This window comes from Bacillus cereus group sp. BfR-BA-01310 (assembly GCF_022664325.1).
GTDB lineage: Bacteria > Bacillota > Bacilli > Bacillales > Bacillaceae_G > Bacillus_A > Bacillus_A paramycoides.
Genome location: NZ_JAKUHD010000018.1, coordinates 52,544 through 75,721, shown reverse-complemented (window position 1 = coordinate 75,721; position 23,178 = coordinate 52,544). Strand labels below are relative to the sequence as shown.

Sequence of the window (23,178 nt, the reverse complement as noted above, 5' to 3'; positions counted from 1 at the left end):
TTCATCCTGAGCCAGGATCAAACTCTCCAATAAAGTTAGTTTGTCTAGCATCTAAAAATAAAAATTGACGTTTCACGTTGTTTGTTTCGTTCAGTTTTCAAAGAACTTGTTTGCCGCTCATTTGCGACTTCCTTATGTTAACATCTTCGTTTTTCGATGTCAACTAAGTTTTTCAATTTCTTTTTTGTCGTTTTCTGCGTTTCCGCATCAGCGACGTTTATTAATATATCATGCAGTATATGTAGGGTCAATACTTTTTATAAAAAAATTTCACATCCCGTTAAAAGCTTTTAAAAGCATATTCCCAGTACATCATATCTCCCATTCACTCTTTATACATAGCTACACTCCTTCCTATTTTCCCCCTTATCGTTTTATTAAGTTTATATACGAATGAAAATTCTAAATTTTATGTTATATTATTATTATAGGAGTGTGGTGAGAATGAGCATTAAATATTCGAACAAAATCAATAAAATTCGGACCTTTGCATTAAGTTTAGTATTTATCGGCCTCTTCATTGCATACTTAGGAGTCTTTTTCCGTGACAACATTATTATTATGACAACATTTATGATGGTTGGCTTTTTAGCTGTTATCGCTAGTACTGTCGTTTACTTTTGGATTGGTATGTTATCTACTAAGACTGTACATATTATTTGTCCAAGTTGCGATAAACCAACAAAAATGCTCGGTCGTGTCGACGCATGTATGCATTGCAACCAACCTTTAACACTCGATCCGAGTTTAGAAGGAAAAGATTTTGATGAGAAATACAATAAAAAGAGCTATAAAGGATAAAGTGCACTTTAATCAGTGTTTTTCTTCATCCATACCAACCTAGATTTCACTGGATACATCTATATATAATAAAGAAAGAGGGTGACGATTACGTCACCCTCTTTCTTTATTATATATTACGCCTTATGACACTCTGGACAAACGCCATAAATTTCTAAGCGATGACTATTAATAACGAAGCCTGTCGTTTTCGCAGCTTCCTCTTCAAGTTTTTCCAAACCTCCATAAGGAAAATCAACAATCTTACCACATTTTTCGCAAATCACATGATAATGTTGACTTGTAACATAATCAAATCTACTTGAAGCGTCTCCATAAGTTAATTCCTTTACAAGTCCAACTTCTTTAAACACACGTAAGTTATTATAGACAGTTGCAACACTCATATTCGGAAACTTACCTTCTAATGCTTTATAAATGTCATCCGCTGTTGGGTGCGTCATAGATTCCACAAGGTACTCTAAAATAGCATGACGCTGTGGAGTAATGCGTACACCCGTATTTTTCAGCATTTCTAGCGCTTCTTTTAATTCTTCTTTGACCACCGTCATGCACCCCGATTCTATACGGATTATTATTTTATAATTCTTATAAAGAGTGTACCCCTTTTCTTATAAATCGTCAATATTTCTACTATAAGTATGTGGTTTATTTTTATATATAGCCTTATTCTTATGTATCTTCCCCCATTTTCTATACATTTACATAGAAAAAAGTGCGATATAATCGCACTTAGAATAATATCATCTGAGGAGGTATGCCCTACACTTTCACTTTATGTATCGTGGGAAAATATGTATAGACACATGCCTTACATATGTATTTTTTTCTTCCCACTATAGCTTATTTTATATAAGAAAGGACGTCCTCAATATGTCCTTTCACTTTCACTTTACGCCATTCTTTTACAAGTTCACCGTCTTTATTAATAAGAAATGTAGAACGCTCGATTCCCATGTACTCTTTTCCAAAGTTCTTTTTCAACTTCCAAACATCGTACAATTCTGCTACTTTATGTTCTTCATCTACTAAAAGTATAAATGGGAGCTCATGCTTCTCAATGAATTTCATATGTCTGTTCACCGAATCCGGACTTACACCAAGGATGACCGTATCCTTCTCTTGGAATAATCCATACGCATCGCGAAAATCACATGCTTCGGTTGTACACCCTGGAGTCATATCTTTCGGATAAAAATATAGAACTACATTTTCCCCGCGGAAGTCAGCTAAGCGAACTTGTTCTCCGCCACTTCCCTCTAATGTGAATTCCGGTGCCATTTCTCCTACTGTGATCATTGTTATCACTCCTTCTCTTTTCTATTACTATAACAAATGCTACCTTATTTTTCATTGTCCATTACAGTCCTTACTACAAAAGCAAACGGTAATGTATATCCAATTAGCGCTTCTCCAATTGCAATCCACCTTCCGATTCCAATCGGAGCTATATCACCATATCCAACGGACAATAAAGTAACTGCGCTAAAATATAAACATATTTCAACAAGTTGAAAGGAATGAGCATCGAGCCTATCCCCATCTTCTTTCAAAACTGTAAAATCCATTTCCTCTAATACAACATAACTTAATCCAAACGCAATCAATACCGTTGTATAAATTAAAAACAATGTGGCTAAATTATACAGCGAAAAGAAACGCTTGGAATCTGAATATGAACTCCATAATAATTGGACACTTCTCAAAATAGCGATTGCTGCAATTAATAGAATAAATCCCCATAACATGTCCTCCACCTCATTTTATATGTATGAGGACTACAGCTAATTTATCCCTTAGAAACGAACAAGCTTCTATAATTAATTTCCTGCACCACGATATCGTTTAACCCCTTGATTCCAGAGGGTAATTGCAATAGTAAAACAGATAATACCAACAATTGGCGTTGCGAATGCATAGCTATTCCACTCTGTTTTTCTTAAAAAGTATGCTGCTGGATATACCCCAACAAACGCAAATGGTAAGACAAACGTTAAAATAAAGCGAATAACACGGTTATAAATATTAACAGGATAGCGTCCATAATTACCTATGTTATACATAAGCGGCATAATAGAACTTTTCGCATCTGACCAAAAGCCAAGACTTGCAAGCGTAACAAATATCCCGCCGTATACAAGTGCGCCTCCTCCTACCATAAGTAAGAATAAGAAGAAATCATACCAATAAAAAGATAATTGCAGCTCCAATGCCGCATAGCCCATTACAATAATCCCTGTAATGGCCCCAATTAGAGATTCAAGTTCCATTCTTTCTAATATAATTTGAAATAAACTATGAATCGGTCTCGTTAATACACGATCCATTTCTCCTTTAATAATGTATCGATCATTGAAGTCCCATATATTAAAGAAAGCTGAAAAAATAGCAAACGGTACTAAAAAGAAACCATAAATAAAGATTACTTCTTCTCGGCTCCACCCTTTTAGCTCTTGGGTATGCCCAAACACAACGAGAATGAAGATTAAATTAACAGCTTGTAGCAATAAATCTGAAAGTAATCCAACGATAAAATCGCCTCGATACTCCAATTTTGTTTTTATATATTGGCTTGCATATTGCAAAAACAACTTTATATATAGCATCTCATCATCCCCCTTGTACAATTAGACGTTTTCTCGCCGTTTTCCACATCAGCACAATTGGAATAATAAGTATAATTGCCCAAATCATTTGAAATAATAAAGCTTCATATAACTTACTTCCTTGTATACCTTCAGAGAAAATCATACTCGGAATATAACTAATTGCTTGAAACGGTAAAAACACCATTGCTTTTTGGGCCCATAACGGATAAAAACTAATCGGTAATAATAAACCAGAAAATAAATCGATTACAACACGTTTCGCATACATAATTCCACTATTATTAAATAAAAAGAATGTAAGCATTCCTGTCATTAAATTTATTTGTGTATTAATGATAAAACTAAATATTAAAGATAAGAAGAAATATAACCACGTTTGAAAATTCGTTGTAATTTGTAATGAAAATAATAACGTAACAATAACCATACCCGGAATTGAAAAGAAAGCGAAACGAAACATCCCTTCTCCAAGACCTTGCATAACCTTCATGCCTAAATAATTATACGGACGAATTAACTCTACCGCCACACGTCCTTCTTGAATTTCCATCGCAATTTCTCTATCTATATTATTGAAATAAAAAGCACGTGCCATCCATGCGATCGCAATATACGTAGTCATTTGCGAAATAGATAAACTTTCAATATTCTCTTTCCCGCTATAAATCGCTTGCCATAAAAAATAATACGCACCTATATTAATTGTATAAATTAAAATCCCACTGTAATAATTTGTACGATAGGCAAGCATCATTAAAAAGCGAATCCGAATCATTTCAATATACTTACCCATGCCTAATACCTTCTTCATAAATGTTACGAATAATTTCCTCTGTAGACACTTCATTAATTTTTAAATCTTTAATTTGGAAGGCTTGTACTACTTTGGAAATCAGCATAGAAATGATAACTTCTTCATTTGGTATTTTTGCAACCCACGCATTTTCCTCTTTTGCTTTTGACCAAACAACATGATTATCAGGCATAACCATTGATAACGCCTGGTATGAAACTGGGGCAACAAACTGAAAATGTATTTCCTTCTCCGCTCCCCACTGCGTGCGAAGGTTATCTAACGATCCGTCATACATAATGTTTCCTTCATCAAGCATGATGACGCGCTCACATAAAGCTTCAATATCAGTAATATCATGAGTCGTTAACAGAATTGTTGTTTTATAACGTTCATTCATCTCTTTTAAAAATTCTCGTATTTTTAATTTCACAAGAACATCTAGCCCAATTGTTGGCTCATCTAAAAATAATAACGGCGGATTATGAATTAACGCCGCTGCCAATTCACAACGCATTCTTTGACCAAGGGATAATTTTCGTACCGGTTTATCTAATAAAGGACCGATATCTAACGTTTCAATAACATGTTCCATATGTTCCTTATACTGAGCGTCCGATACACCGTACACTTTCTTCAATAAACGAAATGATTCTTGTACAGCGATATCCCACCAAAGCTGAGAACGTTGACCAAACACAACACCGATTGTTCTTACAAATTCTTCTCTCTGTTTATGTGGATTCATGCCGTTCACTGTAATTTGTCCTGATGTCGGAGTCAAAATTCCTGTAAGCATTTTAATCGTCGTTGATTTACCAGCGCCATTTTCACCAATATAACCAACCATTTCACCTTGCTTTACAGTAAAAGAAACATCATTTACTGCTGGTACTATTTTATAATTACGATTTAATAAATCGCGAAATGCGCCCTTTAATCCTGGACGACTTGAATAGGCTGTAAACTCTTTACGTAACCCTTGTACCTCAATTACCGATTTCATAATCGGACCCCCTTCCTAAATGTCACAACGAATAGTTTACCCAACTGCTCTCTCTATCACAAACAATACGTCTTTTCGAAAAACATGTTAGAATAATACATAGATTTTTGTAAGGAGATGAATTGTAGTGAATTTCACGAAATCAGAAGCATTACATAAAGAAGCTTTAGAACATATCGTTGGTGGTGTTAATAGTCCTTCTCGTTCTTACAAAGCAGTTGGAGGTGGTTCTCCTGTTGCAATGGAACGTGGAAAAGGTGCTTATTTCTGGGATGTAGATGGAAATAAATATATCGACTATTTAGCAGCATATGGCCCTATTATTACTGGACATGCTCATCCACACGTAACAGAAGCAATTAAAACAGCAGCTGAAAATGGTGTACTATACGGTACTCCAACAGCACTAGAAGTAAAATTTGCAAAAATGTTAAAAGAAGCAATGCCTGCTTTAGATAAAGTCCGCTTCGTAAACTCTGGTACAGAATCCGTTATGACAACCATTCGTGTCGCTCGTGCTTACACTGGCCGCACAAAAATCATGAAATTCGCTGGTTGTTACCACGGTCATTCCGATTTAGTACTTGTAGCAGCTGGCTCTGGTCCTTCTACTCTTGGAACTCCTGATTCAGCTGGTGTGCCACAAAGTATCGCACAAGAAGTTATTACCGTTCCATTTAATAATGTAGAAACTTTAAAAGAAGCGTTAGATAAATGGGGACACGAAGTAGCAGCTATCCTTGTAGAACCGATCGTTGGAAACTTCGGTATTGTAGAACCTAAACCAGGCTTCCTTGAAAAAGTGAATGAACTTGTTCACGAAGCTGGTGCACTAGTAATTTACGATGAAGTTATTACTGCTTTCCGCTTTATGTACGGCGGCGCTCAAGATTTACTTGGCGTAACACCAGATTTAACAGCACTTGGTAAAGTTATTGGCGGCGGACTTCCAATTGGCGCTTACGGCGGTAAGAAAGAAATTATGGAACAAGTTGCTCCGCTCGGCCCTGCATACCAAGCTGGTACAATGGCAGGGAACCCAGCTTCTATGGCATCAGGTATCGCGTGCTTAGAAGTACTTCAACAAGAGGGCGTATACGAGAAATTAGATGAACTTGGAGCAATTCTTGAAAAAGGTATTCTAGAACAAGCTACAAAACATAACATCGATATTACAGTAAACCGTCTAAAAGGTGCATTAACTGTATACTTCACAACAAATACAATTGAAGATTACGATGCAGCAAAAAATACAGATGGTGAAATGTTCGGTAGATTCTTCAAACTTATGCTTCAAGAAGGTATTAACTTAGCACCATCTAAATATGAAGCATGGTTCTTAACGACAGAACATACAAAAGAAGATATTGAATATACAATCGAAGCTGTCGGCAGAGCATTTGCTGCTTTAGCAGACAATAAATAATCCCGTCATTAAAAGGAAAAAAGAAAGCTCACCTTTCTTTTTTCCTTTTTTCTATTTCATAAATCCCTCATTAATAGTATAATTATTCATAATTATCTGTTTTATATTCTTTTATATCCTTACTATCCCTGTATACAAGGCGGATTACGCCTTAAATAGTAAGATTATTCAAAATTCAATTTCCAGAGGGGGGATTGACGGATGCTCAATAAAACAAATAAATGGACACCGTCTTTATTTCGAAATTATAAAAATGCAGAACATGATGCGTGTGGAATCGTTTCCGTTATGGAAAAACGAAGAATTCCTACAAAAGAAAATATCGACCTTTGTATACAATCACTAGTCAAAATGAATCATAGAGCTGGTTTCATTAATGGCGAAGGAGATGGTATCGGTATTCACATTGATGTACCAAAAGCACTTTGGAATGAAAAACTGAAAAGTAGCGGATATAATCCAACGATTGTGGATCATCCCCACTTTATCGTTGGACATTTTTTTCTAAATAAAAAAGAAAACATTGCTGATTTAAAAAATTACATTCGTACGCAACTACACAATGAAAAACTTACAATTCTTCTCGAAAATGATGATGTAATAAACTCCGATGCACTCGGTCCTCTTGGTAAACAAGAAGAACCTTTATTTTGGCAAGTTGCCCTTATCGCCGAAAGTGAAGTTGAAAATATTGAACAAACATTATTTTCTGTAACAGTAAAAATAGAAGAAAATGAAGCAATTCATGTTGCCTCATTAAGTCATGACCATGTTGTATATAAAGTTCTCGGTGCTGGCGATACACTTGTTGCTTATTACAATGATTTACAACACCCACTTATCGCTTCAACTATGACACTGGGACATAATCGCTATTCTACTAACACGTTATCTAATTTTTTTCGTGTACAACCATTTAGCATTCTCGGACATAATGGTGAAATTAACACGATTGCAAAATTACGCGATCAAGCTGAAATGATTGATGTATCACTCACTGCCGGGGGCAGTGATTCCCAAGATTTAAACCGCACCTTAGAAACCCTTCTCGTTCAGTATAACTACAGCTTATTTGAAGCGATGGATATATTATTTCCGCCAATTATTAATGAAATAAAACTTTACGAAACAAACTTACAAAACTTATACACTTATATACGTGAGGCCTGGGGGCACTTCGCACAAGGTCCAGCTGGCATCATTTCACGTTATAAGGATGAAGCTGTTTTCAGTGTTGATTCCCTCGGCTTACGCCCAGTGTGGAAAGTAGAGACAGAAAGCTCTTATATTTTCTCTTCTGAACCTGGGGTTGTATCACCAACTGAATATGTAGCAGAACCAAAACCACTCGCTCCCGGAGAAAAAGTCGGATTAAAATGGAATGAACAAAATGAACTTGTTCTCTATGAATACGACAAATACCAAACGGAAGTTTATAACCGCTTTAAGAAACGAATCGATGTTACCAATTATCATTTAAATTTATCTATCCCTGAAACGAAAGAAATTGGAGGATTATGTGATTCTGTTCAAGTCGAAACGAAGCAATACGTTGCTTTCGGCTGGGATCGAGAACATATTCAGCTTCTTGAACAGATGGCAACAAAAGGCGTCGAACCAATTCGTTCACTTGGGCATGACTCACCACTTGCCCCACTTGATACAGATAGACGAAATATTGCTGATTTCATTAAGGAGAGTGTAGCCGTTGTTACAAATCCAGCAATCGATCGTGATCGAGAAGTCGAACACTTCTCCACACGTACTGTACTCGGAGAGCGTCCGAGTTTATTAAACAACTCTAAACAGCCATTTGTAGTCGAGATGCTTTCACCAATTATTTTAGAAGGAAGTTTAGCCCAATCTATCGCGGAAGAATTAAATACGATTACGTATGAACAACTTATACAGCTATTCATTACTCATAGCTCTGTCTCTACGATTTCTGTTACGTTCAGTCCATCAGAAACTTTACAATGCGCATTAAATCGAATTAGTTCTGAAGCGATAGCTGCCGTTACAAATGGTGCTTCCCTACTATTATTAGATGACGACAAAGCACATCAAAATGAACAGTTATGGATTGATCCACATTTAGTTACTGCTAAAGTACATCAAGCATTAACTGAAAATAAATTACGTCGAAACTGCTCTCTCGTTATACGTTCCGGTGCCCTACGCTCCTTACACGATATCGTAACGCTGTATGGATTAGGAGCAGATGGTATTAATCCATATTTATTGTTCGCAACTGTAAATGATGGAACAATAGCACCAATTACTAATTTATATACTGCACTTAATAAAGGACTAGAAAAAGTAATTTCAACAATTGGGATTCATGAATTACGCGGTTACGGTCGTCTCTTTTCCTCTATCGGATTGCATGAGGAAATCGCAAATACATTACAAATTACAAATTTCTTTGGTTCAAATGCTTTAGCTTTTTCATTTGAAGCACTTGCTGCAGACGCGAAAATGCGAGCGATTGATTATAACAATCCAAAAGTTAGAATGAGAAAATCATTTCATATATTCCCGCGGATTTGGAAAGCAATTGGTGATGTTGCAAAAGGAAACTCTTATGATGATTACCGCGATAAGTTAAGTGAATTAGAAGAAAATAACCCAATCGCAATTCGGCATCTTGTTCAAACAAAGCAAGCAAAGCATGTAGTTCCGACTGAAAAAGTTTCCATCGGTATTCACAATCATGATTTACCATTTATTATTAGTTCCATGTCATTCGGTTCTCAAAACGAGATTGCCTTTCGTGCGTATGCAGAAGCTGCCGATCAACTAAATATGATTAGTTTGAATGGTGAAGGCGGCGAAATTAAAGATATGATTGGTAAATATCCACATACACGTGGACAACAAGTTGCATCTGGCCGATTTGGAGTAAACGCCGAACTACTAAATTCATCAAATTTAATTGAAATAAAAATCGGTCAAGGTGCAAAGCCTGGTGAAGGTGGACATTTACCTGGTTCAAAAGTAACTGCCAAAATTGCTGAGGCACGTAACGCTACAATTGGATCAGATTTAATTTCACCTTCTAACAACCATGATATTTATTCAATTGAAGATTTAGCTCAAATGATTACAGAAATTAAAACGGCCAATCAGCTTGCAAAAGTAGCCGTGAAAGTCCCTGTCGTTCCTAACATTGGAACAATTGCTGTTGGTATCGCAAAAGCTGGTGCTGATTTTATTAACATTAGCGGATTTGACGGCGGAACAGGTGCTGCACGTATTCATGCATTACAACATGTAGGTCTTCCAGTAGAAATTGGTGTTAAAGCTGCTCACAACGCTCTACTAGAAGCAGGTATGAGACATAAAGTAGAAATTTGGGCAGATGGTGGTATTCGAAGTGTAAATGACGCCTTAAAAATCATGCTTCTTGGAGCAAACCGAATTGGATTTGGTACATTATCAATGATTGCAATTGGCTGTACAACTTGCCGTGGTTGTCATCTAGATACGTGCCACGTCGGAATTGCGACACAAATTGAATCTGAAGCGCAAGCGAAAGAACATGGATTACGCCGCTTCGTCCCACGCGAATTAGAAAGCGCAGTGGCTGGTTTATTAAATTTATTCACCACTTTCGGTGTAGAACTAAAACGGTTAACAGGACAACTCGGTTATACAAATTTACAAGAAATTATCGGGCGTTCCGATTTATTAGAACAAGTTCGAGGCGAAGATTTATTAGACTTATGTAATTTACTGCAAACGATAGAAAATTCAACTGTTACAACAACAGTATCTGTACAAGAAAAACAATTTGAAACAGTTCATTCTACTCACTCAAAAGAATTAGTAGGAGTTGGCGTAGAGCAACGCGTAATGGGTGGTCTAGAATCCTGTTATCGTGTTCGTAGTAAATTATATGAAAACACTCATCTTGAACCACTTACATTAAAGTACACAAATGGTTCTGTTCCTGGAAACGGATTAGGTGCTTACAATAGCGAAAACCTATTTATACACGTAAATGGTGGTGCGCAAGACGGAATTGGAAAAACTTCATTTGGCGGTGGCATTTATATAACGAAAGCAAAAGGGAAAGATGGAACATATTATAACGGTTCTGTCGGAAAAGGATTTGGATACGGCGCTCAAAAAGGAGCATTATACGTGCAAGGCAACGCCGATGCTCGTGCTGGCATTCGCCTCTCTGGAGCAGACATGATTATTGGAGGTAGAATTACAAAACCACTCCGTGAAAAGGAACAAGGAAACATAGGAGCATATTCCAATATAAAAGGATTTGCTTTTGAATATATGACAAATGGTCGTGCGCTTGTTTTAGGAGATCCTGGTCCGTGGATTTGTGCTGGTATGACTGGTGGTGTTGTTTATTTACGTCACGAACCAAATTTAGGTTTAACAGAGCTGGCCTTAAAAAGAAGAATCGCTAAGGGAGCAAATGTAACATTACAACCAATTAGTAAAAATGGTGTGCAAAATGTGAATCAATTATTATTAGACTACATTCGTGTATTAAATGAGCATGAACAATATGAAGAAGTCGCTTTATTAACACCACTATTAGATGATATTCAGCTTCACTTTTATGAAATTATCCCGAAAAAAGAACAGACGGATCCATCTATTTCAACTGAATAATATGTACAACATGTATTTTTCATAAAAAAATTGACGAAGTGAGCATCGCATAGTAATCTATAGTAACAATTTGAAACCTGCTGGAATTCAGCAGGTTTTTTCATTAGAGAATAGATGTTTAAAGAGAATTTGGATAAATTATAAAGTGAAACTTTAATCAGTATGGGGTGTTCATCCCCCACTAATTATTAGTCCACACTAATCGAGATAAATGAATCTTAATTTCTTTATTAAAATTTTTAACGTCACTAAAATATCACTTGCTAACATATTGTAATGAATGTATAGTATCATGTTGTACATTCATTATGACAAGAGAAAGGATATTAATAAGGGTATGAAACTTGGTGCTCGCATTTTAAAAACGGGTATTGCCATTACATTAGCTTTATTTGCTTGTATTTTACTTCAATTACCGAGTCCAGTATTTGCAGGAATCTCAGCTATCTTTGCTGTTCAGCCGTCCGTATACCGCTCGTATTTAACTGCTCTTGAGCAAATCCAAGCAAACGTAATTGGTGCGGTATTCGCTATCGTATTTGCTACTGCTTTTGGACATAATCCTTTTATTATTGGATTAACATGTATATTAGTAATTGCTCTTACATTACAATTACGCTTAGAAAACACAATATCAATCGCTTTAGTAACGGTTATCGCCATTATGGAATATCAAGGCGAAGATTTCTTTAGTTTTGCCTTACTTCGATTTGCGACAATTATGATTGGAATTATTGCGGCTTCGCTTGTAAATTTAGTATTTATGCCGCCAAAATATGAAACAAAACTTTACCATCGCATCGTTGATAATACAGAGGAAATTGTCAAATGGATTCGTATGAATAGTAGGCAAGCTTCTGATTTTACAACTCTAAAAACCGATATTGATCGCATGAAAGAAAAAATGATTAAAATAAATCATTATTATTTACTTTATAAAGAAGAAAGAAGTTACACGAAGAAAATACAATTCGCAAAAATTCGCAAACTTGTTTTATTTAGACAAATGTTAGCGACAACAAGTCGTGCTTTAAGTACATTAAAGTCATTACACCGTACTGAAAATGAACTGCGCTATATGCCAGAAGAATTTCAGGAGTCTATTCAAAACGAACTCGATTCGTTAACCCATTATCACGAACAAGTTTTGTTAAAGTTTATTGGGAAAGCAAAGAAACAACAATCTGTTGAGATGCTTGATGAAGTTGAAACAGGTAAACAAGAATTGATTGATATCTTTATGGATTATCAAAACAAGGACGATGAGGAAGCATATAAAATATGGTTACATCTCTTCCCTCTTATTTCTTCAATTATTAATTATAGTGAAGAAGTAGAGCATTTAGATTTACTTGTGGATAGCTTCTACACATACCATAAACCAGAAAGTGAACTCCAAATCGACGATAAAAAAGAAGACGAATAAAAAACAGCTCCTTTTACGCTAAAGGAGCTGTTTCTGTTATATGTTGAAGCTGATATAAATTGTAATAAAATCCCCTTTTTTTCATTAACTCTTCATGAGATCCTTTTTCCTTTATTTCACCCTCTTCAACATAAATAATTGTATCAACATGCGTAATTGTCGCTAATCGATGTGCAATAATAATTGTTGTTCGATCTGCAGCTAACGTTTGAAGTGCCTCTTGAATATATCGTTCATTTTCTAAATCTAAAGCTGAAGTTGCTTCATCCAATATAAGCAAAGACGGATTCTTTAGAAAAACCCGTGCGATTGCAACCCGTTGTCTTTGTCCACCAGATAATTTCACACCGCGCTCCCCAACGACAGTATCATAACCATCTGGCAATTCTGTAATAAAATCATGAATTTGTGCAGCTTTGGCAGCTGAAATTACTTCCGCCTTTGCAGCTTTCGGATTTCCATATAAAATGTTAGCCCCAATCGTATCACTAAACAATAAATTATCTTGCAGTACAATTCCAATACGACTGCGCAAACTTCTCATATCATACCGTCTTACATCTATCCCGTCTACATAAACTGCACCGTCAGAAACATCATAAAAACGTGGAATTAAACTGGCGAGAGATGACTTTCCTCCCCCACTCGCTCCTACAAGTGCTACCTTCTCTCCCGGCCGCATAGTTAATGACAGATTATGCAATATCTCTTTTTCACCCTCATTGTAACGAAAAGAAACATTATCAAATATAACTTCTCCATCTAATCTTTTAGCTTGCACTGCATTTGGCACATTCACAATATCGTATTTTTCATCTAACAATTCAAACACTCGATCCATCGACGCGAAAGACTGCGTTAATGTTGTAGATGAATTGACGAGGCGACGAAGCGGACTATATAAACTATCCATATATCCAACAAAGGCCACCATAGTCCCAAGTGTTAACGAACCTTGAATTACTTCATACGCTGCAAAACCAATAACAAGTAACGGCCCTAAATCCGTTAACGTATTCACTGCTGAAAACGTTCTCGCCGTCCAACTCGTATGAGTTAGTGCTTTCGTTAAAAATTCATTATTTCTCTTTTCAAACTGTCCTCTTTCATACTCTTCTAATGCAAAACTTCGTGTCACTTGCATCCCTTGAATACGTTCATGTAAATATCCTTGCATAGTGGCTAACGCTTGTGAGCGCTCTTTCGTCAATTTTCGAAGGCGCCCGAAAAAATATTTCACTGCAACTACATAAATAGGTAAGATTAATAAAGCAACAAAGGTTAATTTTATATTCATAGAAAACATAACGATAATGGCAATAACAATTGTTGCAGTATCTAACCAGACATTCATAAGACCGGTAATTACAAAGTCCTTCGTTTGTTCTACATCATGGATTACACGTGAAATAATCTCTCCTGTTTTTGTGTTCGAATAATAGCGTAAGCTCAACTTTTGCAAGTGTCCAAAAATATGCTTTCTTAAATCGTATAGTATTGTATTGGCAATACGCTGCGCGAAATATTGACGATAATATTCTATAGGCGGTCTTAATACTGCAAAAATAAAAAAAGCAATCCCAATTGCGGTTATTAATTGGGACGTTTTTTCTTGAAGCGAACCCCCACCTTGAATAACATCATCAATAATATACTTTAATAACCATGGCATAATAAGCGGAATACCGAACTTAACAAGACCAATAATAATTGTAATAGCAATGAGCCATCGATATGGTTTAACAAATTGTAAATATCTTTTTATACCTTGCACATAATTCCCCCTCTAATAGGACAAACCTGCCGGGGAATTCCCCTGCAGGTTTGTTTTAATTTCTGTACATTAAATATCTTTCGTACCACATATCTACAAAATCCGGTGCGAATGGACCTTTTCTTTGATGAATCCACTGTGTTAAATGTGCTACATTTCGTTTTAAAATTGTATCAATAACAGGTGGATACTGCATGATTTGACTATGCTTTTCATACTCATCTTCATCTAAAAGTGTATATGTCATATCTGGATACACTTTAATATCTAAATCGTAATCAATATACTTTAATGCTTCAGAGTCATATGCAAAAGGAGAACTTAAATTACAATAATAATATACTCCTTCTTCCCTTAGCATTCCAATCACATTAAACCAATAATTGGCATGAAAGTAACAAATCGCAGGTTCACGAGTAATCCATGTCCGGCCATCTGATTCTGTAACTATTGTACGATCATTCGCTCCGATCACAAGACTCTGCGTCCCTTTTAAAATTGTTGTCTCTTCCCACATTCTATGAATGGAGCCATTATGTTTATAACTATGTATTTGTACCTTTTCTCCTTCTTTGGGAAATCCCATATATGCTCCCTTCTTTCAGCTGCAAATGCCCTTCTTAAGTTGCCTCAACTACCCCTTGAACTGCATTCACTTTTTTTCTATTATAACTTTTTTGTCAAAATTTTAAAACTAAAGCGATAAGACCCTAATTTTCACGATGAATTTAATGAATTTTTATTATTGAATGGCACATCTCCAATCCTTTTAACAAAGGAAAATTCCCATTGGATTAGTAAAACGTATTTTTCGAAGATTAAACGAGGATATAACAAAAGGAAAGCCCTTTCTCGTCTCCATTTAAGGAAGGACTTTCCACCTACAATTCACAACATATCTCATCCTTAATTTGAAATTATTTTTTCGGTTTCAAAAGATTGAATCACGTTATTCGTTTGTTGTTCAAATCTTTCATGCAAAAGCTTTAATGCTAATTCTGTTCTATATATTTCTTGACGGATAAAATGTAATTCTTTTTTATCACACGTATCTCTTTCACTCATTTCAATTTGCTGATATTTTTCTAAATGTGCTTGTAACTTTAACAGCTCATCCATCGTTTCCAATTGCTCTCCTACCAACTTATCAAAATCGTTCATCACTTGCCCCCTTTTTAATTCATTCACCAATTATAATTCTTATTACATATTTCTAATCGTTAACTTCTTTCTCCTTTGACTACATTTGTTGACTTATTAGAAGTTATGTCGGTCATTATATTTTCATTACAATGACCTTCACGTAAAGAAAACACTTCTCTTGAGTTAGAGAAGTGTTTTTCCTTCGTTACTGATTTGAGCTAGAAGATTGTGATTTTTTTGCAGCTGATTGTGCGTTTGCTTGTTTCACTGCATGCACATCTGTTTCAGTTGCAAACTCTGTACCATAACTAGCATTTGCACTTTGAGCACCAGAAGCTTGTGCTTTCTTTGCTTCTGATTGTGCGTTTGCTTGTTTTACTGATTGTACATTTGTTTCAGTTGCAAATTCTGTACCATAGCTAGCATTTGTACTTTGAATGCTAGCACCAGAAGTTGCTTTATTATAACCTTGTTGTTTTTTACTCATCTTTCTCACCTCCACAACAAATAATGTAACCAATCTATCTAGAATCTATCCGTAATTTTCTTTTTATAATTTCCGCATATATCTCTTATCACTCATTCAAACTACATATGACGGAGGTGGATATATGTACGCTGGACGCGATATGACTGAACTAACTATGATTTCAAAAAATGAATGGAAAGAAGATGAATTAGCTTATTTTCATCATTCATTTCAGCAAATTATGCCTTATCTAAACGTAGAGGGGCAAACGATTTATAAAGAAATTGTGAAAGAAATTGAGTCACGAGGTGGATTATAAAAGCGCGATTCTTTAAACTCAGCATGCAAAATTATTTTCAATAAAAAAACGTGTTCCAAAATTCTAGAACACGTTTTTTCATTTATTGCATTGTAATTTTCTCAACACAATTTTCGTAAATAGTACGATGTGATTTCGAAAAAGGTAACTGTTCAAATGCTTCTTTCGATACAAACTTTAATGTATCTGTGTCGGTAATATCGCCTGTTATCTTTCCGTAAAACACGAATATATCCCAAGTACGGTGTGTAAAAGTATGTTGTACATTCATCGCGTATTCATCAATTGAAACAGAGAGTCCGAAGCTTTCCTTCATATAATCCGTAAGCTGTTGTTTCTGATTTCGAATACCTTCACCGAGTTCAATATTCGGGAACTCCCACATATTAGCCAATAGTCCCGCACTTGGGCGTTTATTAATTACGTAACGACCATCTTCAGTTTGAAGCACTCCTGCAACGAGCGGTACCATTGTAGGTGCTTTCGCTTTACTTTTCACTGGTAGTTCTTTTTGAACACCCTCAGCATACCCTCGGCAATGTTCACGCACAGGACAAAGTAAGCAAGATGGGTTTTTCGGTATACAAATTAATGCCCCTAATTCCATCAAACCTTGATTAAAATAAGATGGATTTTCTGTTGAGATAATTTCACGCACAATATCTTCAAAAACTTTTCTAGTCTTTGGTTTTGCAATATCATCCCACACTGATAAAATACGAGATAATACGCGCATAACGTTTCCATCAACCGCTGGCTCTGGTATACCGAATGCAATGCTTAAAATGGCACCTTTTGTATATGGTCCCACTCCTTTTAATTTTTCTATTTTCTTTACATCACTCGGTACTTCCCCGTTATATACTTCTTTTACCTCTTTTACTGCGGCATGTAAATTTCGTGCTCTAGAATAATAACCTAAGCCTTCCCATGCTTTTAATACTTCTTCATCATCGGCATTTGCTAGCGCCTCAAGCGTAGGAAACTTCCCCATAAAATTTGCGTAATATGGTTTTACAGCTTCTACCCGTGTTTGCTGTAACATAATTTCAGAAACCCAAACACGGTATGGATCTTTATTTTTTCGCCACGGTAAATCGCGTTGTTCTTTTTCAAACCAACCAATTAAATCATTTTGAAACTGCTCTATGTTAAACTTATTTAATATTTCAAGTGTCAAACTTGATCCCCCTCATTTTTTTGCATATAAGTACTATTATAAAGATTTTAGGAAAAAATTTAAGTAAGATGACATAGGAAATAGAAGGCAAAGGACTTGAGGTATCGAATAAAAAGAGTTACATTAATAAAAAACGGAGGTGGATTTCTATGGATACAGCCACTCACCTTGTTATGGGCGTTACTCTAGGCAGTTTGGCAACGTTAGATCCAGTCATAGCACAAAGTGATATTGGGCCACAAGCAGTGATGCTTGCAACAATTGCCGGTTCCAATATTCCTGACATCGATACAGTTTTAAAATTGCGTAATAACGCTAAATATATAAGAAATCATCGTGGAATTACTCATTCCATTCCTGCAGTGATTCTTTGGTCATTCCTTATAAGTGGCATCTCTTTCGCCTTCTTTTCAGACGCTCCATATCTGCATCTATTACTTTGGTCATTTATTGCCGTCTTTCTTCATGTCTTTGTGGATATTTTCAATGCCTATGGTACACAGGCATTACGGCCCTTCACAAGAAAATGGGTAGCACTCGGCATAATTAATACGTTCGATACTGTCATTTTCTTTATCCATATACTCGCTATCGCCTGTATGCTTGTCGGAGCACATAAAGGATACACTGCTTTAGCAGCGTATATATTAATGTTTGTTTACTACATCGGCCGCATTATGATGCATCGAAATATCAAAAGTGTAGTATACAAACGTTTCAAAAATGTAGAGAAAGTAATTATTTCTCCCTCTTACAAATTTTATCATTATCATTTAGCCGTCGTTACAACTGAACATTACTACGTCGCAAGATGGCACCGCGGTAACATTCTTGTATACGATAAATTTGATCGTGTACCATTCCCGAATACTGCCATTATGCAAGCTGCTGTGCGGGATGAAAATATCTCTGCTTTCTTATCTTTCTCGCCTGTATACCGCTGGGATATTTTCGATTATGATAACTATTCTGAAGTTCGGTTCATTGATTTACGGTATCGAAGTAAAGATTATTATCCATTCGTTGCAATCGTTCAGCTCGATCAAAATTTAAATATTATTAGTTCATATACAGGGTGGATTTTCAGCGAAGAAAAACTTCGAAAGAAACTGGAATTGCTCCCACATTAAAAAAAGCGACCTAAGTCGCTTTTTTTAATGTTTCAAATGATCTTCTTGATTGATCAAATGGCTATACTTCGGATTATTTGTACGCATTTCATGAAGGCGCCCTCCATGATTATTAATCCATGTTCGTACCACTTGCTCAGTCATTTCATCACCTTGGTAACGGCCTGATTTAGCATAAGTTGTTTGAAAATCTTCCCACAGTAATTCAACCCATGCACGAGCTTGTGCGTAAGAAAGGTTGTCATTCTTATCTAATAATTCTTTTGTTAATGCTTCATAAATATCATTCATGTTCTATTCTCCTTTTACCTATTTATTCCCTTAATTTCTAAAGGATAGTTTTTTCTATTTTGCACATTCTATAATTGATACTTCTTAAAGAGGTATCAACTGATAATGAGGGGGCGTTCTTAATGGGTAGACAAGCCGAATTTTGGTCTGAATCAAAAAATAACAGCAAAATCGAAGGTCAGCCGAAGGCGAAATCACGCTTCGCTTCGAAAAGACCTAACGGCACAATTAACACGCACCCACAAGAACGTATGCGTGCTGCAAATCAGCAGGAAGAGTAGTACAAACTAAACTAAACTAAATTAACTTCCTACACGAGGTGATAAAGATGAGCTACCGTGACCATTTAGATAGTCGTTCTGAATTATTTAACCATACGTGGACTCGTCCGAAACATGCGAAAGCACAAGTTAACGGACAGACGCAACAAACCCAGTCTCTCATTATATTGGCAAATGAATCTAAAAAACGCCAATTTTAGAATCTCCTATCTCCTTTAACGCCTACCAAAGATGAAAACCAGAGAGATATTCACTCTCTGGTTTTTATTTTTCCTGCAGCAAGGAAATTGGTATTCCAATCTCTTCATTATCATTTTGCTTATATCCCCAAGCAAATACCCCATTGAAATACGTAATTTTAAATAATATACCAGGTTCTTCTACTAATTCATATGTCTCACCAATATGGAATTTGTTTATATCAGTCATATAAGCACGAGCCATAGCCATCTTTCTCATTAATACATCGAATTCATTTACAATTCCAAGTTGCTCAGCTTTTACTGCTTGCTCCTTCAAAACCCCAATTTCTTCTCGAAGCTCATGTGGTGTCATTTCACTGTAGCGTTTTGGTATATTCATCTTATTCCCTCATCCTTCTTCTCGTTTCATTTGCAAAAATATCTCTATCTCATCAATAGAGAATCCTTTTCGATATAACGCTTGTTTCATCTTATTTTCGAATGTCCATCCATCATACTTCTTATATTTCTCATAATATTTATTCCCATGATAGTGTAACGCTTCTTGCTGCTTTTCGTCATCTTTTTCGTCTTTCAATTCTTCAAGACAAATTTGAATCACATCTCTAGAATAGCCTTTACGAACAAGCATTTCTTCTAACTTTTGTTTCATTTGTAAAAATGAATGCTTTTGATAAGATTTTTTCTTCTTTTCTATAAGAACTAAAGCATTTTCAATTTGCTTCTCCTTTGGATACTCTTGTAAACTATGTGTAATGATTAGGTCCTGAACACCTTTACTTATCAGCGCTCTTCTAATAACAGTTGGGCCTTTTTGATTTACATTACTTTGCGTTCGTACATACAAAGTGGCGTACTCTTTATCATTAATATATCGATCATGTAATAATTTCGAAATGACTTCAGAGATGATGGCCTGCCCCACTTCTTTTTTTTGTAAAAAATCTTCTACTTCTTGTTTTGTTCTCATCTGATATGATAAATAGGAAATGGCTTGTAAATATGCTTTTTGTACCTCTTCATTGTACAAAATATTTCCTAACTCTACTTCATCAATTTCTAAACCTTTTTGTAATCCATGTTTCATTAAGATTACTTGATTTACACTAAATCCGTACTCTTCACCTTGACCTTTATCAATATAAATATTAAATCGTTCTTTCGATCGTTTTTGTACTTCTATTTTTGTAATGACAGCCATACTCTCACCTCTCTATTATTTTAACATAGTCAAGAAACATTTTTGCTTTTCAAGAATATATATAATGAGGAGGAAATTCTTGTGAAAATCGCAATTTCTGGTGGCTCTGGCTTTATAGGCAAATACCTTTCTAGTTTTTTTATTCAAAAGGGATATACCGTCTATATTCTTACTCGAAAAAAGGTAGATGAAACTTCAAATCCTAACCTTCAATACGTACAATGGACACCTGACTTACACACTTTTCCCCTCTCTTCTATCGATGTAATTATTAATCTAGCGGGGGAGTCTATTAATAGTAGATGGACAAAGAAACAAAAGGAAACAATTTTAAATAGTAGGATTCAAACAACAACAGGGCTCATTAAACAATTGCAAGCACTCAAAACAAAACCACACACATTTATTAACGCAAGTGCTATTGGATACTATGGAACATCTGAAACCGAATCTTTTACAGAACAACAAGAGACTCCTGGGAATGACTTTTTAGCAAATACAGTATATTTATGGGAGCAAGAAGCATCTAAAGCCCGCTCCCTTGGAATAAGAACTATCTATGCAAGATTTGGAGTCGTATTAGGGGCAGATGGAGGCGCTTTTCCAAAAATGTACCTCCCCTATCAATTATATATCGGAGGTACAATTGGATCTGGAAACCAATGGTTATCATGGATTCATTTAGATGATGTCGTTCGCATGATTGATTTCATCATACACAAAAAAGACATTGCCGGGCCTCTTAATATTACAGCGCCAACACCGATAAGGATGAAAGAATTCGGTAAAACCATTGCCACTATAACCGAACGACCTCATTGGTTACCTGTTCCTCCATTTGTACTTCGCGCTTTACTCGGTGAGATGAGTATACTCGTATTAGAAGGACAACATGTATTACCTAATAAAGCTATTGAATATGGATATCAATACACATTTCCAACAATAAACCATGCATTACAAAATATACTCTTGCATACAATGTAGTACTTCTAAAATACAGTTTTAAAGGGAACTTATCCCGCTATTTGCAGACGATAAGAATCTCACCTCAAAATTCAACTGTAAAGCAAAGAAGTTTGGCGGGGACCAGCTGCCCGTAAAAGCCCGATTGTGAGGGCTAATAATCAGTGGGGGATGAATCCCCTTTACTTTATCCCCTCCAAAACTTTCATTTTCTAGACTCCGGAGCATTACTACACGAAAAACCTTTCAGTTGCTTTGTCTAAACTTATAGTACACACATTACAAGGTGACGGAAATGAGGTATCTATGAAAATACTGCTCAAACAAGCCATTGTATATCCTATTACATCCCAAAAGTTTCAAGGAGATGTACTCGTTACAGGAGAACGAATCACCGCGGTTAAACCTTATATTGATCCTACTCAAGATATGACCGTTATAGATGCACGAGCTCTTCATCTCCTACCTGGATTTATTGATGTCCATACTCACCTTGGCCTCTACGATGAAGGTACCGGTTGGGCTGGCAATGATGCGAATGAAACATCTGAAGTTTCAACACCACATATCCGTTCTTTAGACGGAATCCATCCTTTTGATATTGCATTTCAAGATGCTGTACAAAATGGAATTACAACTGTTCACGTTATGCCTGGAAGCCAAAACATTATAGGGGGTACTACTTGTGTCATAAAAACCGCTGGAACTTGTATTGATCATATGATTATTCAAGAACCTGCTGGTTTAAAAATTGCCTTTGGAGAAAACCCTAAAAAGGTCCATAGCAACGGAACAAAAGAATCAATTACACGTATGGGAATTATGGGCTTGCTTCGAGAATCCTTCTACGAAGCACAACACTACGGACATGAAGCTGATTTTCGAATGCTTCCTATTTTAAAAGCACTCCGCCGGGAAATACCGGTACGTATCCACGCTCACCGTGCAGATGATATTAATTCTGCTTTACGCTTTGCGACAGAATTCAATCTTGATTTACGTATTGAACATTGTACTGAAGGACACTTTATTGTTGAGGAACTTTCGAAACACAATTTAAAGATTTCAGTTGGCCCTACTCTTACACGACGTTCAAAAATCGAACTTAAAAACAAAACATGGGATACTTACCATATATTATCGAAAAGTGGAATAGAAGTCTCTATTACAACAGATCACCCTTATACACCTATTCAATATTTAAATGTTTGCGCTGCCATTGCAGTAAGAGAAGGATTAGATGAAAAAACAGCGTTGGAAGGAATCACTATTTTTCCAGCTCGAAATTTACGTTTAGAGGATAGAATTGGAAGCATTGAAGTTGGAAAAGATGCTGATCTCGTGTTGTGGACTCACCATCCTTTCCATTATTTAGCCAAGCCTGTACTCACGATGATTGACGGAAAAATAATTTACAAAAAAAATAAAAAAAACTAGTTTATTTTTTTGACTAGATAAAGTATTATACGATTATAAACTGAATGAAACCATAATCAATTTGTGTCGTGATTATCATTTTCAA

The 23,178-nt window shown here is 35.9% G+C and carries 24 protein-coding genes; 10 read left to right on the top strand and 14 right to left on the bottom strand.

Annotation, left to right across the window (positions count from 1 at the left end):
* Positions 1-444 precede the first annotated feature (444 nt).
* On the top strand, positions 445-801 hold the full coding sequence (locus MR109_RS23865) for a YgzB family protein (protein WP_002174763.1): 357 nt from the start codon (positions 445-447) through the stop codon (positions 799-801).
* Between the two features lie 116 nt (positions 802-917).
* On the opposite strand, the gene perR is transcribed toward MR109_RS23865, so the two are convergent.
* The 6 genes from perR to MR109_RS23835 form a co-directional block, all read right to left on the bottom strand.
* A complete protein-coding gene (gene perR, locus MR109_RS23860) occupies positions 918-1,346 on the bottom strand; it encodes a peroxide-responsive transcriptional repressor PerR (protein ID WP_000237829.1) in 429 nt (142 codons plus the stop codon).
* Positions 1,347-1,644: 298 nt separating this feature from the next.
* The gene (bcp, locus tag MR109_RS23855) at positions 1,645-2,100 is read right to left on the bottom strand and encodes a thioredoxin-dependent thiol peroxidase (protein ID WP_242274107.1); all 456 of its coding nucleotides are present in this window, start codon (positions 2,098-2,100) and stop codon (positions 1,645-1,647) included.
* 44 nt (positions 2,101-2,144) lie between these two features.
* Complete coding sequence (locus MR109_RS23850) at positions 2,145-2,549, bottom strand: potassium channel family protein (RefSeq protein ID WP_002174760.1); 405 nt, start codon at positions 2,547-2,549, stop codon at positions 2,145-2,147.
* 72 nt (positions 2,550-2,621) lie between these two features.
* Positions 2,622-3,407, bottom strand: coding sequence for an ABC transporter permease (locus tag MR109_RS23845; protein ID WP_002174759.1), 786 nt, complete (start codon positions 3,405-3,407; stop codon positions 2,622-2,624).
* A 4-nt stretch (positions 3,408-3,411) separates the two neighbouring features.
* Entirely contained in the window at positions 3,412-4,203 is a 792-nt protein-coding gene (locus tag MR109_RS23840) for an ABC transporter permease (RefSeq protein ID WP_002174758.1), read from the bottom strand.
* On the bottom strand, positions 4,196-5,209 hold the full coding sequence (locus MR109_RS23835; protein WP_025148683.1) for an ABC transporter ATP-binding protein: 1,014 nt from the start codon (positions 5,207-5,209) through the stop codon (positions 4,196-4,198). The genes MR109_RS23840 and MR109_RS23835 overlap by 8 nt, the downstream gene beginning before the upstream one ends.
* A 127-nt stretch (positions 5,210-5,336) precedes the next feature.
* Between MR109_RS23835 and hemL the strand changes: the two genes are divergently transcribed.
* The 3 genes from hemL (at position 5,337) to MR109_RS23820 (ending at position 12,699) form a co-directional block, all read left to right on the top strand.
* Entirely contained in the window at positions 5,337-6,635 is a 1,299-nt protein-coding gene (gene hemL / locus MR109_RS23830; RefSeq protein ID WP_242274105.1) for a glutamate-1-semialdehyde-2,1-aminomutase, read from the top strand.
* A gap of 201 nt (positions 6,636-6,836) precedes the next feature.
* A complete protein-coding gene (locus MR109_RS23825) occupies positions 6,837-11,273 on the top strand; it encodes a glutamate synthase-related protein (protein ID WP_242274104.1) in 4,437 nt (1,478 codons plus the stop codon).
* Positions 11,274-11,610: 337 nt separating this feature from the next.
* Positions 11,611-12,699 (top strand): FUSC family protein, encoded by a 1,089-nt coding sequence (locus MR109_RS23820; RefSeq protein WP_048375686.1) that lies wholly within the window; start codon positions 11,611-11,613, stop codon positions 12,697-12,699.
* Positions 12,700-12,712: 13 nt separating this feature from the next.
* Here MR109_RS23820 and MR109_RS23815 read toward each other — a convergent pair whose 3' ends face one another.
* From MR109_RS23815 to MR109_RS23800, 4 genes are all read right to left on the bottom strand, one after another.
* Positions 12,713-14,473 carry an ABC transporter ATP-binding protein gene (locus MR109_RS23815; RefSeq protein WP_071718700.1) on the bottom strand — a complete coding sequence of 587 codons (1,761 nt, stop codon included), beginning with the start codon at positions 14,471-14,473 and terminating at the stop codon, positions 12,713-12,715.
* Between the two features lie 55 nt (positions 14,474-14,528).
* Positions 14,529-15,059 (bottom strand): nucleoside tri-diphosphate phosphatase, encoded by a 531-nt coding sequence (gene ntdP, locus MR109_RS23810; protein ID WP_048375682.1) that lies wholly within the window; start codon positions 15,057-15,059, stop codon positions 14,529-14,531.
* Positions 15,060-15,379: 320 nt separating this feature from the next.
* The gene (locus MR109_RS23805) at positions 15,380-15,634 is read right to left on the bottom strand and encodes a YgaB family protein (RefSeq protein ID WP_002174752.1); all 255 of its coding nucleotides are present in this window, start codon (positions 15,632-15,634) and stop codon (positions 15,380-15,382) included.
* A gap of 187 nt (positions 15,635-15,821) precedes the next feature.
* Complete coding sequence (locus MR109_RS23800; RefSeq protein WP_025148687.1) at positions 15,822-16,103, bottom strand: gamma-type small acid-soluble spore protein; 282 nt, start codon at positions 16,101-16,103, stop codon at positions 15,822-15,824.
* Between the two features lie 124 nt (positions 16,104-16,227).
* Between MR109_RS23800 and MR109_RS23795 the strand changes: the two genes are divergently transcribed.
* Complete coding sequence (locus MR109_RS23795; RefSeq protein ID WP_002174748.1) at positions 16,228-16,404, top strand: hypothetical protein; 177 nt, start codon at positions 16,228-16,230, stop codon at positions 16,402-16,404.
* 82 nt (positions 16,405-16,486) lie between these two features.
* Here the strand turns inward: MR109_RS23795 and mutY are convergent, their stop codons facing one another.
* A complete protein-coding gene (gene mutY, locus MR109_RS23790) occupies positions 16,487-17,584 on the bottom strand; it encodes an A/G-specific adenine glycosylase (RefSeq protein ID WP_048375678.1) in 1,098 nt (365 codons plus the stop codon).
* 149 nt (positions 17,585-17,733) lie between these two features.
* On the opposite strand from mutY, the gene MR109_RS23785 reads away from it, so the two are divergent.
* On the top strand, positions 17,734-18,714 hold the full coding sequence (locus tag MR109_RS23785; protein ID WP_002174746.1) for a metal-dependent hydrolase: 981 nt from the start codon (positions 17,734-17,736) through the stop codon (positions 18,712-18,714).
* Between the two features lie 24 nt (positions 18,715-18,738).
* Here the strand turns inward: MR109_RS23785 and MR109_RS23780 are convergent, their stop codons facing one another.
* On the bottom strand, positions 18,739-19,005 hold the full coding sequence (locus tag MR109_RS23780) for a YfhJ family protein (RefSeq protein ID WP_071718699.1): 267 nt from the start codon (positions 19,003-19,005) through the stop codon (positions 18,739-18,741).
* Between the two features lie 122 nt (positions 19,006-19,127).
* Here MR109_RS23780 and MR109_RS23775 point away from each other — a divergent pair, with 122 nt between their 5' ends.
* Both MR109_RS23775 and MR109_RS23770 read left to right on the top strand, forming a co-directional pair.
* Positions 19,128-19,286 carry a small, acid-soluble spore protein K gene (locus MR109_RS23775; protein WP_002113845.1) on the top strand — a complete coding sequence of 53 codons (159 nt, stop codon included), beginning with the start codon at positions 19,128-19,130 and terminating at the stop codon, positions 19,284-19,286.
* Between the two features lie 47 nt (positions 19,287-19,333).
* Positions 19,334-19,486 carry a YpzG family protein gene (locus MR109_RS23770; RefSeq protein ID WP_033795415.1) on the top strand — a complete coding sequence of 51 codons (153 nt, stop codon included), beginning with the start codon at positions 19,334-19,336 and terminating at the stop codon, positions 19,484-19,486.
* Between the two features lie 64 nt (positions 19,487-19,550).
* On the opposite strand, the gene MR109_RS23765 is transcribed toward MR109_RS23770, so the two are convergent.
* Positions 19,551-19,868: a YfhH family protein gene (locus MR109_RS23765; RefSeq protein ID WP_002174743.1), complete on the bottom strand. Its 318-nt coding sequence runs from the start codon at positions 19,866-19,868 to the stop codon at positions 19,551-19,553.
* Positions 19,869-19,877: 9 nt separating this feature from the next.
* The gene (gene recX, locus MR109_RS23760) at positions 19,878-20,690 is read right to left on the bottom strand and encodes a recombination regulator RecX (protein WP_025148689.1); all 813 of its coding nucleotides are present in this window, start codon (positions 20,688-20,690) and stop codon (positions 19,878-19,880) included.
* Between the two features lie 81 nt (positions 20,691-20,771).
* Between recX and MR109_RS23755 the strand changes: the two genes are divergently transcribed.
* Together MR109_RS23755 and MR109_RS23750 are read left to right on the top strand one after the other, a co-directional pair.
* The gene (locus MR109_RS23755) at positions 20,772-21,677 is read left to right on the top strand and encodes a TIGR01777 family oxidoreductase (RefSeq protein ID WP_242274103.1); all 906 of its coding nucleotides are present in this window, start codon (positions 20,772-20,774) and stop codon (positions 21,675-21,677) included.
* A gap of 285 nt (positions 21,678-21,962) precedes the next feature.
* The gene (locus tag MR109_RS23750; protein ID WP_002174740.1) at positions 21,963-23,093 is read left to right on the top strand and encodes an amidohydrolase; all 1,131 of its coding nucleotides are present in this window, start codon (positions 21,963-21,965) and stop codon (positions 23,091-23,093) included.
* Positions 23,094-23,178: the final 85 nt, after the last annotated feature.